At 61.3% G+C, this 14,254-nt stretch carries 24 protein-coding genes; all 24 read left to right on the top strand.

Going from position 1 to position 14,254, the window contains the following annotated elements; genetic code table 11:
- The first annotated feature begins 97 nt into the window (after positions 1 to 97).
- The 24 genes from rpsL to rpmD all read left to right on the top strand — a co-directional run bounded on the left by rpsL (position 98) and on the right by rpmD (position 14,175).
- The gene (rpsL, locus tag ACI3KQ_RS04765; RefSeq protein WP_007686591.1) at positions 98 to 469 is read left to right on the top strand and encodes a 30S ribosomal protein S12; all 372 of its coding nucleotides are present in this window, start codon (positions 98 to 100) and stop codon (positions 467 to 469) included.
- Between the two features lie 13 nt (positions 470 to 482).
- Positions 483 to 953, top strand: a complete 471-nt coding sequence (gene rpsG, locus ACI3KQ_RS04760) for a 30S ribosomal protein S7 (RefSeq protein WP_004208727.1) — start codon at positions 483 to 485, stop codon at positions 951 to 953.
- Positions 954 to 1,108: 155 nt separating this feature from the next.
- On the top strand, positions 1,109 to 3,202 hold the full coding sequence (gene fusA / locus ACI3KQ_RS04755; protein WP_404955282.1) for an elongation factor G: 2,094 nt from the start codon (positions 1,109 to 1,111) through the stop codon (positions 3,200 to 3,202).
- Between the two features lie 136 nt (positions 3,203 to 3,338).
- Positions 3,339 to 4,529: an elongation factor Tu gene (gene tuf, locus ACI3KQ_RS04750; RefSeq protein ID WP_167304134.1), complete on the top strand. Its 1,191-nt coding sequence runs from the start codon at positions 3,339 to 3,341 to the stop codon at positions 4,527 to 4,529.
- 202 nt (positions 4,530 to 4,731) lie between these two features.
- Positions 4,732 to 5,040: a 30S ribosomal protein S10 gene (gene rpsJ, locus ACI3KQ_RS04745; protein WP_007686587.1), complete on the top strand. Its 309-nt coding sequence runs from the start codon at positions 4,732 to 4,734 to the stop codon at positions 5,038 to 5,040.
- 272 nt (positions 5,041 to 5,312) lie between these two features.
- Positions 5,313 to 6,068, top strand: coding sequence for a 50S ribosomal protein L3 (gene rplC / locus ACI3KQ_RS04740; RefSeq protein WP_404955473.1), 756 nt, complete (start codon positions 5,313 to 5,315; stop codon positions 6,066 to 6,068).
- A gap of 2 nt (positions 6,069 to 6,070) precedes the next feature.
- A complete protein-coding gene (gene rplD, locus ACI3KQ_RS04735; RefSeq protein ID WP_404955278.1) occupies positions 6,071 to 6,694 on the top strand; it encodes a 50S ribosomal protein L4 in 624 nt (207 codons plus the stop codon).
- Entirely contained in the window at positions 6,687 to 7,004 is a 318-nt protein-coding gene (locus ACI3KQ_RS04730; RefSeq protein WP_167304132.1) for a 50S ribosomal protein L23, read from the top strand. Before rplD ends, ACI3KQ_RS04730 begins: the two co-directional genes overlap by 8 nt.
- 2 nt (positions 7,005 to 7,006) lie before the next feature.
- Positions 7,007 to 7,843: a 50S ribosomal protein L2 gene (gene rplB, locus ACI3KQ_RS04725; protein ID WP_404955276.1), complete on the top strand. Its 837-nt coding sequence runs from the start codon at positions 7,007 to 7,009 to the stop codon at positions 7,841 to 7,843.
- A 5-nt stretch (positions 7,844 to 7,848) separates the two neighbouring features.
- On the top strand, positions 7,849 to 8,127 hold the full coding sequence (gene rpsS / locus ACI3KQ_RS04720; RefSeq protein ID WP_167304130.1) for a 30S ribosomal protein S19: 279 nt from the start codon (positions 7,849 to 7,851) through the stop codon (positions 8,125 to 8,127).
- Positions 8,127 to 8,513 (top strand): 50S ribosomal protein L22, encoded by a 387-nt coding sequence (rplV, locus tag ACI3KQ_RS04715; protein WP_404955274.1) that lies wholly within the window; start codon positions 8,127 to 8,129, stop codon positions 8,511 to 8,513. Before rpsS ends, rplV begins: the two co-directional genes overlap by 1 nt.
- Positions 8,514 to 8,517: 4 nt before the next feature.
- Positions 8,518 to 9,213, top strand: coding sequence for a 30S ribosomal protein S3 (gene rpsC, locus ACI3KQ_RS04710; protein WP_196225090.1), 696 nt, complete (start codon positions 8,518 to 8,520; stop codon positions 9,211 to 9,213).
- A 21-nt stretch (positions 9,214 to 9,234) separates the two neighbouring features.
- Positions 9,235 to 9,666 (top strand): 50S ribosomal protein L16, encoded by a 432-nt coding sequence (gene rplP, locus ACI3KQ_RS04705; protein ID WP_167304128.1) that lies wholly within the window; start codon positions 9,235 to 9,237, stop codon positions 9,664 to 9,666.
- A gap of 3 nt (positions 9,667 to 9,669) precedes the next feature.
- Positions 9,670 to 9,906 carry a 50S ribosomal protein L29 gene (rpmC, locus tag ACI3KQ_RS04700; protein ID WP_404955271.1) on the top strand — a complete coding sequence of 79 codons (237 nt, stop codon included), beginning with the start codon at positions 9,670 to 9,672 and terminating at the stop codon, positions 9,904 to 9,906.
- Positions 9,907 to 9,918: 12 nt separating this feature from the next.
- The gene (gene rpsQ / locus ACI3KQ_RS04695; RefSeq protein WP_006960320.1) at positions 9,919 to 10,182 is read left to right on the top strand and encodes a 30S ribosomal protein S17; all 264 of its coding nucleotides are present in this window, start codon (positions 9,919 to 9,921) and stop codon (positions 10,180 to 10,182) included.
- A 162-nt stretch (positions 10,183 to 10,344) separates the two neighbouring features.
- On the top strand, positions 10,345 to 10,713 hold the full coding sequence (rplN, locus tag ACI3KQ_RS04690) for a 50S ribosomal protein L14 (protein ID WP_093020417.1): 369 nt from the start codon (positions 10,345 to 10,347) through the stop codon (positions 10,711 to 10,713).
- Positions 10,713 to 11,024, top strand: a complete 312-nt coding sequence (gene rplX / locus ACI3KQ_RS04685) for a 50S ribosomal protein L24 (protein ID WP_404955267.1) — start codon at positions 10,713 to 10,715, stop codon at positions 11,022 to 11,024. Before rplN ends, rplX begins: the two co-directional genes overlap by 1 nt.
- On the top strand, positions 11,024 to 11,599 hold the full coding sequence (gene rplE, locus ACI3KQ_RS04680) for a 50S ribosomal protein L5 (RefSeq protein ID WP_167304125.1): 576 nt from the start codon (positions 11,024 to 11,026) through the stop codon (positions 11,597 to 11,599). Before rplX ends, rplE begins: the two co-directional genes overlap by 1 nt.
- Positions 11,600 to 11,651: 52 nt before the next feature.
- Positions 11,652 to 11,957, top strand: coding sequence for a 30S ribosomal protein S14 (rpsN, locus tag ACI3KQ_RS04675; RefSeq protein WP_007707881.1), 306 nt, complete (start codon positions 11,652 to 11,654; stop codon positions 11,955 to 11,957).
- A gap of 12 nt (positions 11,958 to 11,969) precedes the next feature.
- Positions 11,970 to 12,365: a 30S ribosomal protein S8 gene (gene rpsH, locus ACI3KQ_RS04670; protein ID WP_167304124.1), complete on the top strand. Its 396-nt coding sequence runs from the start codon at positions 11,970 to 11,972 to the stop codon at positions 12,363 to 12,365.
- Entirely contained in the window at positions 12,365 to 12,898 is a 534-nt protein-coding gene (rplF, locus tag ACI3KQ_RS04665; RefSeq protein ID WP_167304123.1) for a 50S ribosomal protein L6, read from the top strand. Before rpsH ends, rplF begins: the two co-directional genes overlap by 1 nt.
- Position 12,899: 1 nt before the next feature.
- Positions 12,900 to 13,265: a 50S ribosomal protein L18 gene (gene rplR / locus ACI3KQ_RS04660; RefSeq protein ID WP_167304122.1), complete on the top strand. Its 366-nt coding sequence runs from the start codon at positions 12,900 to 12,902 to the stop codon at positions 13,263 to 13,265.
- A 2-nt stretch (positions 13,266 to 13,267) separates the two neighbouring features.
- Positions 13,268 to 13,993: a 30S ribosomal protein S5 gene (gene rpsE, locus ACI3KQ_RS04655; RefSeq protein ID WP_404955263.1), complete on the top strand. Its 726-nt coding sequence runs from the start codon at positions 13,268 to 13,270 to the stop codon at positions 13,991 to 13,993.
- A gap of 5 nt (positions 13,994 to 13,998) precedes the next feature.
- The gene (gene rpmD, locus ACI3KQ_RS04650) at positions 13,999 to 14,175 is read left to right on the top strand and encodes a 50S ribosomal protein L30 (protein WP_066525397.1); all 177 of its coding nucleotides are present in this window, start codon (positions 13,999 to 14,001) and stop codon (positions 14,173 to 14,175) included.
- Positions 14,176 to 14,254 lie beyond the last annotated feature (79 nt).

Below are 14,254 nucleotides of genomic sequence, written 5' to 3'. Positions count from 1 at the left end.
CCGCCCGGGGCTTTTGCTGTTTGGGTGCTGGCGCGCTCAGGCGGCAGGGAAAGCGGGAATGCTGGCGATAAAGTAACTGAAAAAGGTGAAGGGCTTCATGCCAACGATCAACCAGCTGGTCCGCAAGGGCCGCGAACTGCAGAAGACCAAGTCCAAGGTCCCTGCAATGGAAGCGAACCCGCAAAAGCGCGGCGTTTGCACCCGTGTTTACACGACGACCCCGAAAAAGCCGAACTCGGCTCTCCGCAAGGTCGCGAAGGTGCGTCTGGTCAACCAGCGCGAAGTCATCACCTATATTCCGGGTGAAGGCCACAACCTTCAGGAGCACAGCGTTGTGCTGATCCGTGGCGGCCGCGTACGCGATCTTCCCGGTGTGCGCTACCACGTGCTGCGCGGCGTTCTGGATACCCAGGGCGTCAAGGACCGTAAGCAGAGCCGTTCGAAGTACGGCGCGAAGCGTCCGAAGTAAGGGAGACTAGAATATGTCACGTCGTCGTCGCCCAGAAAAGCGCGTTATCCTGCCCGATCCCAAGTTCGGTGATATCGTGCTGTCCAAATTCATGAACAGCATCATGCAGGACGGCAAGAAAGCCGTCGCCGAGTCCATCGTGTACGGTGCTCTCGACACTGTCGAAGCGAAGTCCAAGAAGGACCCGATCGGCATGTTCCATGACGCGCTGAACAATGTGAAGCCCGGCATCGAAGTCCGCAGCCGTCGTGTCGGCGGTGCGACCTACCAGGTCCCCGTCGAAGTGCGCCCCGAGCGCGCCCAGGCGCTGGCGATCCGTTGGCTGATCACGGCTTCGCGCAACCGCAGCGAAACCACCATGGCCGCCCGTCTGTCGGGTGAACTGCTGGACGCCGCCAACAACCGCGGCAATGCCGTCAAGAAGCGCGAAGACACGCACCGCATGGCGGAAGCGAACCGCGCCTTCTCGCACTACCGCTGGTAAGCATGAAGCGGGCGCTCGCGTGCCCGCTTCATCATTTCTGGTTTTTGAATATCGGTCCGTTCGCCGTGGGGCTACCCATGGCGGACGGATTGGTTTAGGGGCCAGCCGCAAGACTCTTTCACTCACCGCCGGCGCACCGGCAACGGAGAAGCATCATGGCCCGCAGCCATCCGCTCGAACGCTATCGCAATTTCGGTATCATGGCGCATATCGACGCCGGCAAGACCACGACGACCGAGCGTATCCTTTATTACACCGGCAAGTCCTACAAGATCGGCGAAGTCCATGACGGCGCCGCCACCATGGACTGGATGGAGCAGGAGCAGGAGCGTGGCATCACCATCACGTCGGCTGCGACGACCTGCGTGTGGAAGGCGGAAGAGGGCAAGGGCCCCGAGCATCGCCTGAACATCATCGACACCCCCGGTCACGTCGACTTCACCATTGAGGTCGAACGTTCGCTGCGCGTGCTCGACGGCGCGGTTGCTGCGTTCGACGGCGTTGCGGGCGTTGAGCCGCAGTCGGAAACCGTGTGGCGCCAGGCGGACAAGTACAAGGTTCCGCGGATGTGCTTCATCAACAAGCTCGACCGCACCGGCGCCAATTTCTATTATTGCGTGCAGACGATCATCGACCGTCTGGGCGCCACCCCTGCCGTCCTGTATCTGCCCATCGGTGCGGAAGCGGACTTCAAGGGGTTGGTCGATCTGGTCGAGAACCGCGCCATCATCTGGAAGGATGAAAATCTGGGCGCCGAGTTCACCTATGAAGAAATCCCCGCCGACATGGCCGACAAGGCCGCTGAATATCGCGAAAAGCTGATCGAGCTTGCCGTCGAACAGGACGACGAGGCGATGGAAGCCTATCTGGAAGGCAATGTGCCTGACACGGCTACGCTCAAGAAGCTGATCCGCAAAGGTACGCTGGGCCAGGCTTTCGTGCCGGTGCTGTGCGGTTCAGCGTTCAAGAACAAGGGCGTGCAGCCGCTGCTCGACGCGGTTGTCGATTATCTGCCTTCGCCTCTCGACATTGAGGACGTTCAGGGCATCAACCCCGACAATGACCAGCCCGACAGCCGTGCGACGTCGGACGATGCGCCCTTCTCCGGCCTGGCGTTCAAGATCATGAACGACCCGTTTGTCGGCTCGCTGACCTTCCTGCGCGTATATTCGGGCACCCTGACCAAGGGCACCTATCTGAACTCGGTCAAGGACAAGAAGGAAAAGATCGGCCGTATGCTCCTTATGCATGCGAACTCGCGTGAGGATATCGATGCCGCTTATGCAGGCGACATCGTCGCGCTGGCGGGCATGAAGGAAACCACCACTGGCGATACGCTGTGCGCCGAGCGCCAGCCGATCATCCTGGAGCGGATGGAATTCCCTGAGCCGGTCATCGAACTGTCGGTCGAACCCAAGACAAAGGCTGACCAGGAAAAGATGGGCGTCGCGCTCAACCGCCTGGCTGCCGAGGATCCGTCCTTCCGCGTGTCCACCGATCACGAATCGGGCCAGACCATCATCAAGGGCATGGGTGAACTTCACCTCGAAATCCTTGTCGACCGCATGAAGCGCGAGTTCAAGGTCGAGGCGAATGTTGGCGCGCCGCAGGTGGCCTATCGCGAATATCTCGCCAAGCCCGTGGACGTCGATTACACGCACAAGAAGCAGTCGGGCGGCACCGGCCAGTTCGGCCGCATCAAGGTGAAGATCACGCCCGGCGAGCGTGGCTCCGGCTTCGTCTTCAAGGACGAAATCAAGGGCGGCAATATTCCCAAGGAATATATCCCGGCGATCGAAAAGGGCATGCGCGAAACGGCCGCGACCGGTTCGCTCATCGGCTTCCCGATCATCGACTTCGAGATCCTGCTGTATGACGGCGCGTATCACGATGTCGACTCGTCGGCGCTGGCCTTTGAAATCACGGGCCGCGCTGCGATGCGTGAAGCGGCCCAGAAGGCGGGCATCAAGCTGCTTGAGCCGGTCATGAAGGTGGAAGTCGTTACCCCGGAGGAATATCTGGGTGACGTCATCGGCGACATGAACAGCCGCCGCGGCCAGATCCAGGGCACCGATACGCGCGGCAACGCGCAGGTGGTCGAGGCGATGGTCCCGCTGGCCAACATGTTCGGCTATGTCAATTCGCTGCGGTCCTTCACGCAGGGCCGTGCGAACTACTCGATGACCTTCTCGCACTATGACGAAGTGCCGCAGAATGTTGCGGACGAAGTCAAGGCGAAGATGGCCTGATGATTTTCCTGAACCGGGCCGTGCGAGCGGCTCGGTTTGGGCTGGTATTTAGTGAATTTGCTGCTATGGACGCGCCTTCGCGCGGCGCGGCCGAGCGGTCAGACCCAAGCTGATTTTGATTAGAAGGTAGGATAAAATGGCTAAGGCTAAGTTTGAGCGGAACAAGCCGCACTGCAACATTGGCACCATCGGTCACGTCGACCATGGCAAGACCTCGCTGACCGCAGCGATCACCAAGGTGCTGGCCGAAACCGGCGGCGCAACCTTCGTTGACTATGCCAACATCGACAAGGCTCCCGAAGAGCGCGAGCGCGGCATCACCATTTCGACGGCCCACGTCGAATATGAAACCGAAGCCCGCCACTACGCGCACGTCGACTGCCCGGGTCACGCTGACTACGTCAAGAACATGATCACCGGCGCCGCTCAGATGGACGGCGCGATCCTGGTCGTGTCCGCCACCGACGGCCCGATGCCGCAGACCCGCGAGCACATCCTGCTCGCCAAGCAGGTCGGCGTTCCCCAGCTCGTTGTGTTCATGAACAAGGTCGATCTGGTCGACGATCCAGAAATCTTGGAACTGGTCGAACTGGAAATCCGTGAACTGCTGTCGTCCTACGACTTCGACGGCGACAACATCCCCGTCATTCCGGGTTCGGCCGTGAAGGCTCTGGACGGTTCCAACGACGAAATCGGCCGCGAAGCCGTTCTGAAGCTGATGGCGGCTGTCGACAGCTTCATCCCGCAGCCTGAGCGTCCGATCGACAAGCCCTTCCTGATGCCGATCGAAGACGTGTTCTCGATTTCGGGTCGTGGTACGGTTGTGACCGGTCGCGTCGAAACCGGCATCGTCAAGGTTGGCGAAGAAGTCGAAATCGTCGGCATCAAGGACACCCGCAAGACCACCGTCACGGGCGTGGAAATGTTCCGCAAGCTGCTCGACGAAGGTCGTGCAGGCGACAATATCGGCGCGCTGGTTCGTGGCGTTGGTCGTGAAGACGTGGAGCGTGGCCAGGTTCTGGCAAAGCCCGGTTCGGTTACGCCGCACACCGAGTTCGACGCCGAAGTGTACGTGCTGTCGAAGGAAGAAGGCGGCCGCCACACGCCGTTCTTTGCGAACTATCGTCCCCAGTTCTACTTCCGCACGACCGACGTCACTGGCGAAGTTGTTCTGCCTGAAGGCACCGAGATGGTCATGCCCGGCGACAATGTTAAGCTGAACATCAAGCTCATCGCGCCGATCGCGATGGACTCGGGTCTGCGTTTCGCTATCCGCGAAGGTGGCCGGACCGTCGGCGCAGGGGTTGTCGGTACGATCTCGAAGTAATATAGGACCGCAGCGGCGCGAATCGCCTGATTCGCGCCGCTCGGAATTTCTGCCGCCCCGGATCGCCTTTCTCCGGCTCTTGCTGAGCTAGAAGGGTCAGGACGGGGCGGTATATTTTTGAATTGCGGTATTTTCCGACAAGTCAGCTCGAACTGACGGGAAATGCTCTGGTTTTTGGCTCTTTCGCATCGGTACAGGAACAATGGACAGCAACATCCGCATTCGCCTCAAGGCGTTCGATCATCGCGTGCTTGATCAGGCGACCGGCGACATCGCCGACACCGCCCGCCGCACCGGCGCCCTTATCCGCGGTCCGATTCCCCTTCCGACGCGCATCGAAAAGTTCACGGTCAACCGTGGTCCGCACATCGACAAGAAGTCGCGCGAGCAGTTTGAAGTCCGCACATACAAGCGCATGCTTGACATTGTGCAGCCGACGCCGCAGACGGTCGACGCGCTGATGAAGCTGGACCTGGCTGCCGGCGTGAACGTCGAAATCAAGTTGGCGTAAGCTGACAAGTCCCTGCTTTCCGAAAGGATGGCAGGGTATCGGGCTTTCCGGGCAACCGGCCGCTCAAACGACACAAGGGATACCGCACGGCCTCCGGTGAACCGGAAAGGCTCGTGGTCCTGGTCCCCCGTCGCTGTTCCCGAGTAGGGGGTGGCATCCAACCCGGACGGGGTGATCTTTACATTGGGTTGGGCCGCGACGGAGGAATCCTGAGCGGCTTTTTCGTTGGATACGCCCGCTGCTAAGGCGGGCCTCTATGGGAGTAATCAGTGATGCGCACAGGCGTGATCGCTAAGAAAGTCGGGATGACCCGTCTGTTCCAGGAGGACGGACGGCACGTGCCGGTTACGGTTCTTGCCCTTGAGGGCAATCAGGTCGTGGCCCGCAAAGAAGTTGATCGTGACGGCTATGTCGCGGTTCAGCTCGGCGCGGGTGTTGCGAAGGTCAAGAATGTCGCCAAGCCGCAACGCGGTCACTTCGCCAAGGCGGAAGTGGAGCCCAAGGCGCGTCTGGTTGAATTCCGCGTCGCCGAGGATGCGCTCCTCGACGTCGGCGCTGAAATCGCTGCCGATCATTTCGTCGATGGACAGTTGGTCGACGTATCCGGTCACACGCAGGGTAAGGGCTTTGCCGGTGCGATGAAGCGCTGGGGTTTCGGCGGTATGCGCGCCACCCACGGTGTTTCCATCAGCCACCGTGCCCATGGTTCGACGGGTAACCGCCAGGATCCGGGTCGCGTCTTCAAGAACAAGAAGATGGCAGGCCATATGGGTGACCGCGAGCGGACCCAGCAGAACCTGGAAATCGTGCGCACCGACGTTGAGCGCGGCCTGTTGTTCGTCAAGGGCAGCGTTCCGGGTGCGAAGGGCACCTGGCTCACCGTTTGCGACGCCGTCAAGGTGAAGCGCCCGGCTGACGTTCCGTATCCCGCCAGCCTCAAGGCTGCCGCCAACAGCAACCCTGCTCCGGCCGAGACGTCCGCTGAAGAAGCGGCCGCTCCCGAAGCGACCGAAGGCCAGGAGGGCTAATCATGAAGGTCAAGGTACAGACCCTCGACGCGCAGGCTGCTGGTGATGTGGAGCTCAATGATGCCGTTTTCGGTATCGAGCCCCGCACCGACATCCTGCACCGCGTCGTTACCTGGCAGCTCGAAAAGCGTCGTGGCACCGCTCGCGGCACCCGTGAGCGTAGCGAAGTCGCTCGCACGGGCAAGAAGTTCGGCCGCCAGAAGGGTGGCGGCACCGCCCGTCACGGCGATCGCCGCGCTCCCGTATTCATCGGTGGTGGTAAGGCGCACGGCGCCCGCGTTCGCGACTTCAATCCCTCGCTGAACAAGAAGGTTCGCGCGCTGGGCCTGAAGATGGCGCTTTCGTCCAAGGTGAAGGACGGTTCGCTGTTCGTCATCGACAGCCTCGACGTTGCCGATGGAAAGACCAAGGCGCTGGTCGCCAATCTTGCCAAGCTGAACCTGACCAAGGCGCTGTTTATTGACGGCGACGCGGTCAACATCAGCTTTGCCAAGGCATCGGCCAACATCATCGGCGTAGATTTGCTGCCGGCCGTCGGCGCCAATGTCTACGACATCCTGAAAGCCGACTCGCTGGTGCTGACCCGCGCCGCCGTCGAAAAGCTGGAGGCCCGTTTCAATGGCTAAGAAGCAAGCCGCAACGGTCGACAACCGTCACTATGACGTGGTTGTCGCCCCGCACATCACTGAGAAGGCGACTCTTCTCAGCGAATATAATGCTGTGGTCTTCAAGGTAGCGGGCGATGCCTCCAAGCCTGAGATCAAGGCCGCTGTCGAAGCGATCTGGGGTGTCGACGTCAAGAGCGTGAATACGCTCGTGACCAAAGGCAAGACCAAGAAGTGGAAGGGCAAGCCCTACACTCGCTCCGACGTCAAGAAGGCGATCGTGCGCCTGGCTGAAGGCCAGTCGATCGACATCACCGAAGGAGTGCGCTGACAATGGCGCTAAAGAGCTACAACCCGACGAGCCCGGCCCAGCGTGGCCTGATCCTCGTCGACAAGTCGAGCCTGCACAAGGGCAAGCCCGTCAAGGCGCTGACCGAAGGTAAGCGCAAGACCGGCGGTCGCAACAACAAGGGGCATGTGACCTCGCGCGGTATCGGCGGTGGTCACAAGCAGCGTTACCGCATCATCGACTTCAAGCGTCGCCTGTGGGACGTGGAAGGTACGGTCGAGCGTCTGGAATATGACCCCAACCGCACCGCCTTCATCGCGCTGGTCAACTATCCCGATGGCGCCCAGGCCTATATCCTGGCACCGCAGCGTCTGGCGCCCGGTGACAAGGTCATCGCGGGCAAGAAGACCGACGTGAAGCCGGGCAATGCGATGGAACTGGGCCAGATGCCGGTGGGCACGATCATCCACAATATTGAGATGAAGCCCGGCAAGGGCGGTCAGCTCTGCCGTTCGGCGGGCACTTATGCCCAGCTGGTCGGTCGTGATCGTGGCATGGTGATGGTCCGTCTGTCCTCAGGTGAGCAGCGTTACATCCGTTCGGACTGCATGGGGACCATCGGCGCCGTCAGCAACCCGGACAATGGCAACACCAACCTGGCCAAAGCCGGTCGCAACCGTTGGAAGGGCATCCGCCCGCTGACCCGCGGCGTGGCCAAGAACCCGGTCGATCACCCTCATGGTGGTGGTGAAGGCCGGACTTCGGGCGGTCGCCATCCGGTGACCCCATGGGGCAAGCCGACCAAGGGTGCCCGCACCCGCCACAACAAGGCCACGGACAAGATGATTATCCGTAGCCGCCACGCTAAGAAGAAGAGGTAAGCGAGATGGCTCGTTCCGTCTGGAAAGGTCCGTTCGTGGACCTCAGCCTTCTGAAGAAGGCGGAAGTGGCGCAGGACGCCGGTGGCCGTTCGGGGCCGATCAAGACCTGGTCGCGCCGTTCCACCATCCTGCCGCAGTTCGTCGGCCTGACGTTCAGCGTCTATAACGGTCGCAAGCATGTGCCGGTTTCGGTGAACGAGGATATGGTGGGTCACAAGTTGGGCGAATTCGCCCCGACCCGCTACTTCCCCGGCCACGCAGCCGACAAGAAGGGCAAGCGCTAATGAGCAAGCAGAAAGCTCCCCGTCGCGTTGCCGACAATGAAGCGCTGGCCGTTGGCACGCAGATCCGTGGTTCGGCACAGAAGCTGAACCTGGTCGCCACGCTCATCCGCGGCCGCAAGGTCGAGGACGCGCTCAACATCCTCGCTTTCTCCAAGAAGGCGATGGCGGTCGACGTGCGCAAGGTTCTGGCTTCGGCCATTGCCAATGCGGAAAACAATCACAATCTGGACGTCGACGCGCTGGTCGTCGCGGAAGCATCGGTAGGCAAGGCGTTCACGCTCAAGCGCTTCCATGCCCGCGGTCGCGGCAAGTCGACCCGGATCCTCAAGCCCTTCAGCCGCGTGCGCATTGTCGTGCGTGAAGCTGGCGAAGAAGCGGAGGCGTAAGCACATGGGTCACAAGAGCAATCCGATCGGTCTGCGTCTTCAGATCAACCGCACCTGGGACAGCCGCTGGTATGCGGAAGGTGCCGACTATGGTCGCCTGCTGCTGGAGGATCTGAAGATCCGCCAGTATATCATGAAGAACCTGCCGCAGGCCGCGATCTCCAAGGTCGTGATCGAGCGTCCCGCCAAGCTGTGCCGCGTGTCGGTATATGCTGCCCGTCCCGGTGTCATCATCGGTAAGAAGGGTGCGGACATTGAAAAGCTGCGCAAGAAACTGGGCAGCCTGACATCGTCCGACGTCAGCTTGAACATCGTCGAAATCCGCAAGCCGGAAGTCGATTCCAAGCTGGTTGCACAGGGTATCGCCGATCAGCTGGAACGCCGCGTTGCTTTCCGTCGTGCGATGAAGCGCGCGGTGCAATCGGCGCTGCGTCTGGGCGCCGAAGGCATCAAGATCACCTGCGGCGGCCGTCTGGGCGGCGCGGAGATCGCGCGCGTCGAATGGTATCGCGAAGGCCGCGTTCCGCTGCACACGCTGCGCGCGAACGTCGACTATGCCGAAGCCACGGCGCACACCGCCTATGGCGTGTGCGGTATCAAGGTCTGGATCTTCAAGGGTGAGATCCTGGGCCATGATCCGATGGCCACCGACCGGCTGATGCTGGAGGCTCAGACCTCCGGCGTGCGCCCGGCGCGCTGAAGATAAGAAGGTAATAGCGTCATGCTGCAACCGAAGAAAATGAAGTTCCGCAAGACCTTCAAGGGCCGGATCAAGGGCGACGCCAAGGGCGGTTCTGACCTGAACTTTGGCTCCTATGGTCTGAAGGCCATGGAGCCGGAGCGGATAACCGCGCGTCAGATCGAGGCGGCTCGCCGTGCGATCACGCGCCACATCCGCCGTCAGGGCCGTTTGTGGATCCGCGTGTTCCCCGACGTTCCCGTGTCGAAAAAGCCGGCCGAAGTCCGTCAGGGCAAGGGTAAGGGTTCGGTCGAATATTGGGCAGCTCGCGTCAAGCCGGGCCGCATCCTGTTCGAACTGGACGGCGTTCCCGGTCCGCTCGCAGCAGAGGCATTCTCGCGCGCCGCGATGAAGCTGCCCATCAAGACCAAGGTTGTTGCCCGCCTCGGCGACACCTCGCACCTGGAGGGTTAAGCTGTGGCGAACGTTGCCGACCTCAAGACCAAGACGGACGACGAACTGTCGATCGAACTCAACAACCTGAAGCGCGAGCAGTTCAATCTGCGTTTCCAGGCGGCCACCAACCAGCTGGAAAAGCCCAGCCGGGTCAAGGAAGTTCGCCGGTCGATCGCGCAGATCAAGACCCTGCAGACCGCCCGTGCGCATAGCGCACAAGAAGAAGTAGCTGGGCGTAACAGCTCGGCTGCGAAGTAAAGGAAACACACGATGCCCAAGCGCGTGCTGACGGGAACGGTGGTTTCCGACAAGACCGACAAGACGGTGGTGGTTCGGGTGGAGCGCAAGGTTAAGCATGCGCTCTACGGCAAGATCATTCGCCGTTCGAAGAAGTACCACGCCCATGACGAGGGCAATGTCTACAAGGAAGGCGAAACGGTCCGCATCGAAGAGACCGCTCCGATTTCCAAGCTCAAGACCTGGAAGGTCATTGAGCGCGTGGACACCCACAAGTCGCCTGAAACGGCGGCCTGAGTGAGGCTCGCTGAGCCTTTGGTCTGAAATCGTGACGCGGGGCTGGCCTTTTCCTCAAGGAAGAGGTACAGGCCCGCGCTTCGCGTAGAGTCAAAGGCTCTGGCTAGAAATTCGGAACCGCCGGGACAGTCCCGGTAGGCCAAATAAGAAGGAACCGGATCCATGATCCAGATGCAATCCAATCTTGACGTCGCTGACAACAGCGGCGCCAAGCGCGTCCAGTGCATCAAGGTGCTGGGCGGCTCGAAGCGGCGCTTCGCTGGCGTAGGCGACATCATCGTCGTCTCGATCAAGGAAGCAGCGCCTCGCGGCAAGGTGAAGAAGGGTGACGTGCATCGCGCCGTCATCGTGCGGACCGCCAAGGACGTGCGTCGCGCTGATGGCAGCGTGATTCGCTTCGACGGCAACGCCGCTGTGCTCATCAACAAGAACGAGGAGCCGATCGGCACCCGTATCTTTGGCCCCGTCGTTCGCGAACTGCGCGCCAAGAAGCACATGAAGATCATCTCGCTCGCTCCCGAGGTGCTGTAATGAGCGCTGCTAGAATCAAGAAGGGCGACAAGGTCGTCATCCTGGCCGGCAAGGACAAGGGCCGTACCGGCGCCGTCCTTCAGGTGCTGCCGACGAAGGACAAGGTCCTGGTCGAAGGCGTCAACGTGCATGCGCGTCACCGCAAGCCCGACCAGGCGAACCCGCAGGGTGGCATCGAGCGCAAGCCCGCGCCGCTCCACATTTCGAACGTCGCTGTCGCCGACAAGGATGGCAAGCCGACCCGCGTCCGTTTCGAGGATCGCGACGGCAAGAAGGTCCGCGTCGCCGTCAAGTCCGGTGAGGTGCTGTAATGGCTGACAAGTACATTCCGCGCTCCAAGGCGCAGTATGACGCTGAAATCGTCAAGGCGATGACCGAAAAGTTCGGTTACGCCAACGTGATGCAGGTGCCCCGGATCGAAAAGATCACGCTCAACATGGGCGTGGGCGAAGCGACCCAGGACAAGAAGAAGGTCACTTCGGCGGCCGAGGAAATGGAACTGATTGCAGGCCAGAAGCCGGTGATCACCAAGGCTCGCAAGTCAATCGCGCAGTTCAAGCTGCGTGAAGGCATGCCAATCGGGGCCAAGGTCACGATGCGCCGGGAGCGCATGTATGAGTTCCTGGATCGCCTGATCAACGTCGCGCTGCCTCGCGTGCGCGATTTCCGTGGTCTGAACCCGAAGAGCTTCGATGGCCGTGGCAACTATGCCTTCGGTATCAAGGAGCAGATCATCTTCCCCGAGATCAACTATGACCGCATCGACAAGGTGCGCGGCATGGACATCATCGTGACCACCACGGCGAAGACGGACGAGGAAGCGCGCGAACTGCTGCGTCTCTTCGGCTTCCCCTTCCCGCTTGAAGAGCAGAAGCAGGCGGCCTGAAAAAGGTCCCGCTTCTCTCCCAATGCATAGACAAAGGAAGAGAACTTAAGTCATGGCGAAACTGAGTTCGATCAACAAGAACGAGCGCCGCAAGAAGCTGGTAAAGAAATATGCCGGCCGCTATGCAAAGCTCAAGGCGATCGCGAATGATACCGCGGCCGATGACAGCGATCGTCTGATCGCGCGTCTGAAGATGGCGGAGATCCCCCGCAACGGCAATCCGACCCGTGTTCGGAACCGCTGCGAACTGACGGGGCGTCCCCGCGCTTACTACCGCAAATTCCGCCTCTGCCGCGTGCAGCTGCGTGATCTGGCCAACAAGGGCCTGATCCCCGGCGTCACCAAGTCGAGCTGGTAAGGATCATTTGAGATGGCATTGACCGATCCCCTGGGTGATATGCTCACCCGCATCCGCAACGGGCAGCAGGCGAAGAAGGACAGCGTGATGTCCCCAGCTTCCAAGCTGCGTGCCCGCGTGCTCGACGTGCTGCAGCGCGAAGGTTACATCCGTGGCTATTCCGAGGAAGTCCTGGGCAAGCACCCTGGCCTGCGCATCGAGCTGAAATATTTCGAAGGCCAGCCGGCGATCAAACATGTCGCCCGCGTGTCGAAGCCTGGCCGCCGCGTCTATTCGGGTTCCAAGGAACTGCCGGTAGTCCGTAACGGCCTGGGCATCACCATTGTCTCGACGCCTCGCGGCGTTCTGTCCGACGCCGAAGCGCGCGATCAGAATGTCGGCGGCGAAGTGCTCGCGGAGGTGTTCTGATGAGCCGTACTGGTAAAAAGCCGGTTGCCGTTCCTTCGGGCGTCACCGCTGCTATCGAAGGCGGTCTGCTGTCGGTAAAGGGCCCCAAGGGCACCCTGACGCTGCCGCTGGCCGACGAAGTCACCTACAGCATCGAAGACGGTTCGATCGCCGTGAAGCCTGCCAATGACGGAAAGCGCGCTCGCGCTTTCTGGGGCATGCAGCGCACGCTGATCCAGAACCTGATCACCGGCGTGACCGAGGGCTTCTCGAAGAAGCTGCTCATCACCGGTGTTGGTTACCGCGCCAACTCGCAGGGCAAGACCCTGAAGCTGCAGCTCGGTTACAGCCACGACGTCGATTTCGCGATCCCGGAAGGGATTGAGATCAAGACCCCGGATAACACCACGGTCGAGATCAGCGGTATCGACAAGCAGAAGGTGGGTCAGGTTGCGGCCGAGATCCGACGCTGGCGCAAGCCTGAGCCTTATAAGGGCAAGGGCATTAAGTACGCCGGCGAGTTCATCTTCCGCAAGGAAGGGAAGAAGAAGTAAGATGGCAAAGCTTTCCCTCTTCGCGCGGCGCCGTCGCCGCGTCCGCACCGCGCTCAAGGCAGTTTCGGGTCACAAGCCCCGCCTTAGCGTCCACCGTTCGGGCCGTCACATCTACGCCCAGATCATCGACGATGCACAAGGCAAGACCGTTGCCGCCGCGTCGACCCTGGACAAGGATGTAGGGGCCAAGGCGCTGGGCAAGACTGGCGCCAGTTCCGAAGCCGCCGCCGAAGTCGGCAAGCGTGTTGCCGCTGCGGCGACCGCTGCCGGCGTCACCAAGGTCGTGTTCGACCGTGGTGGCTTCCTGTTCCATGGCCGCGTCAAGGCGCTGGCCGATGCCGCCCGTGAAGGCGGGCTGGAGTTCTGATCATGGCTGATGAAAACGAAATTCAGGCCCAGCCGGGCGCACCCGCTGCTGTCGAGGGCGGTGATACGCCTCAGACCGAAGGTCGTGGTCCCGGCCGTGGCCGTGGCCGTGGCGGCGATCGCAACCGTGGTGAACGTGGTGGCCGTGGCCGTCGCGATGACCGCCGTGGCGGTAACCGCGATGAAGATCAGGGCGAAGAACTGATCGAAAAGCTGGTTCACATCAACCGCGTGTCGAAGACCGTCAAGGGCGGCAAGCGCTTCGGTTTCGCGGCGCTGGTCGTGGTTGGCGATGGCAAGGGCCGTGCAGGTTTTGGCCATGGCAAGGCGCGCGAAGTGCCTGAAGCCATCAGCAAGGCGACGGCTTCAGCCAAGAAGGCGATGGTTCGCGTTCCGCTGAAGGAAGGCCGCACCCTGCATCATGATGGCCTGGGCCATTTCGGTGCTGGCAAGGTGACGGTCCGTTCGGCTCCGGCCGGTACGGGCATCATCGCCGGCGGTCCGATGCGCGCTGTGTTCGAAAGCCTCGGCGTCGCTGACGTCGTGACCAAGTCGAACGGTACGTCCAACCCCTATAACATGATCCGTGCGACCTTCGCGGCGCTGGGCGAACAGACCAGCCCGAAGTCGGTGGCGCAGCGCCGTGGCAAGAAGGTCGCTGATCTTCTCCGTCGCGGTGGCGCCTCCGCCGAACTCGCGCAGGCTGATGCCGAAGCGATTGCGGAGTAACTGATATGGCGAAGATCAAGATCAAGCAGATCGGTTCGCCGATCCGCCGCCCCGCCGACCAGAAGAAGATTCTGATCGGCCTGGGCCTTGGCAAGATGCATCGCGTGGTGGAACTTGAAGACACTGCGGAAGTCCGCGGCGCCATCAAGAAGCTGCCCCACATGGTGCAAGTGGTCGATTAAAAGACCGTCATCCCAGCGCAAGCTGGGATCTCAGCCCGCTGGGTGGAACCTCATAGGTTGCGCCCAGCCTCACGAAGCC

It is taken from the genome of Sphingobium sp. ZW T5_29 (assembly GCF_044987515.1).
In the GTDB taxonomy this organism is placed as follows: Bacteria; Pseudomonadota; Alphaproteobacteria; order Sphingomonadales; family Sphingomonadaceae; genus Sphingobium.
The sequence above is the reverse complement of the archived record's forward strand: the minus strand, read 5'-3'. Positions and strand labels throughout refer to the sequence as shown.

What these genes read in the sequence shown, in the direction of transcription:
- rpsL (WP_007686591.1), top strand. Translation starts at nt 98, where the DNA reads ATGCCAACGATCAACCAGCTGGTCCGCAAGGGCCGCGAACTGCAGAAG.
- rpsG (WP_004208727.1), top strand. Translation starts at nt 483, where the DNA reads ATGTCACGTCGTCGTCGCCCAGAAAAGCGCGTTATCCTGCCCGATCCC.
- fusA (WP_404955282.1), top strand. Translation starts at nt 1,109, where the DNA reads ATGGCCCGCAGCCATCCGCTCGAACGCTATCGCAATTTCGGTATCATG.
- tuf (WP_167304134.1), top strand. Translation starts at nt 3,339, where the DNA reads ATGGCTAAGGCTAAGTTTGAGCGGAACAAGCCGCACTGCAACATTGGC.
- rpsJ (WP_007686587.1), top strand. Translation starts at nt 4,732, where the DNA reads ATGGACAGCAACATCCGCATTCGCCTCAAGGCGTTCGATCATCGCGTG.
- rplC (WP_404955473.1), top strand. Translation starts at nt 5,313, where the DNA reads ATGCGCACAGGCGTGATCGCTAAGAAAGTCGGGATGACCCGTCTGTTC.
- rplD (WP_404955278.1), top strand. Translation starts at nt 6,071, where the DNA reads ATGAAGGTCAAGGTACAGACCCTCGACGCGCAGGCTGCTGGTGATGTG.
- ACI3KQ_RS04730 (WP_167304132.1), top strand. Translation starts at nt 6,687, where the DNA reads ATGGCTAAGAAGCAAGCCGCAACGGTCGACAACCGTCACTATGACGTG.
- rplB (WP_404955276.1), top strand. Translation starts at nt 7,007, where the DNA reads ATGGCGCTAAAGAGCTACAACCCGACGAGCCCGGCCCAGCGTGGCCTG.
- rpsS (WP_167304130.1), top strand. Translation starts at nt 7,849, where the DNA reads ATGGCTCGTTCCGTCTGGAAAGGTCCGTTCGTGGACCTCAGCCTTCTG.
- rplV (WP_404955274.1), top strand. Translation starts at nt 8,127, where the DNA reads ATGAGCAAGCAGAAAGCTCCCCGTCGCGTTGCCGACAATGAAGCGCTG.
- rpsC (WP_196225090.1), top strand. Translation starts at nt 8,518, where the DNA reads ATGGGTCACAAGAGCAATCCGATCGGTCTGCGTCTTCAGATCAACCGC.
- rplP (WP_167304128.1), top strand. Translation starts at nt 9,235, where the DNA reads ATGCTGCAACCGAAGAAAATGAAGTTCCGCAAGACCTTCAAGGGCCGG.
- rpsQ (WP_006960320.1), top strand. Translation starts at nt 9,919, where the DNA reads ATGCCCAAGCGCGTGCTGACGGGAACGGTGGTTTCCGACAAGACCGAC.
- rplN (WP_093020417.1), top strand. Translation starts at nt 10,345, where the DNA reads ATGATCCAGATGCAATCCAATCTTGACGTCGCTGACAACAGCGGCGCC.
- rplX (WP_404955267.1), top strand. Translation starts at nt 10,713, where the DNA reads ATGAGCGCTGCTAGAATCAAGAAGGGCGACAAGGTCGTCATCCTGGCC.
- rplE (WP_167304125.1), top strand. Translation starts at nt 11,024, where the DNA reads ATGGCTGACAAGTACATTCCGCGCTCCAAGGCGCAGTATGACGCTGAA.
- rpsN (WP_007707881.1), top strand. Translation starts at nt 11,652, where the DNA reads ATGGCGAAACTGAGTTCGATCAACAAGAACGAGCGCCGCAAGAAGCTG.
- rpsH (WP_167304124.1), top strand. Translation starts at nt 11,970, where the DNA reads ATGGCATTGACCGATCCCCTGGGTGATATGCTCACCCGCATCCGCAAC.
- rplF (WP_167304123.1), top strand. Translation starts at nt 12,365, where the DNA reads ATGAGCCGTACTGGTAAAAAGCCGGTTGCCGTTCCTTCGGGCGTCACC.
- rplR (WP_167304122.1), top strand. Translation starts at nt 12,900, where the DNA reads ATGGCAAAGCTTTCCCTCTTCGCGCGGCGCCGTCGCCGCGTCCGCACC.
- rpsE (WP_404955263.1), top strand. Translation starts at nt 13,268, where the DNA reads ATGGCTGATGAAAACGAAATTCAGGCCCAGCCGGGCGCACCCGCTGCT.
- rpmD (WP_066525397.1), top strand. Translation starts at nt 13,999, where the DNA reads ATGGCGAAGATCAAGATCAAGCAGATCGGTTCGCCGATCCGCCGCCCC.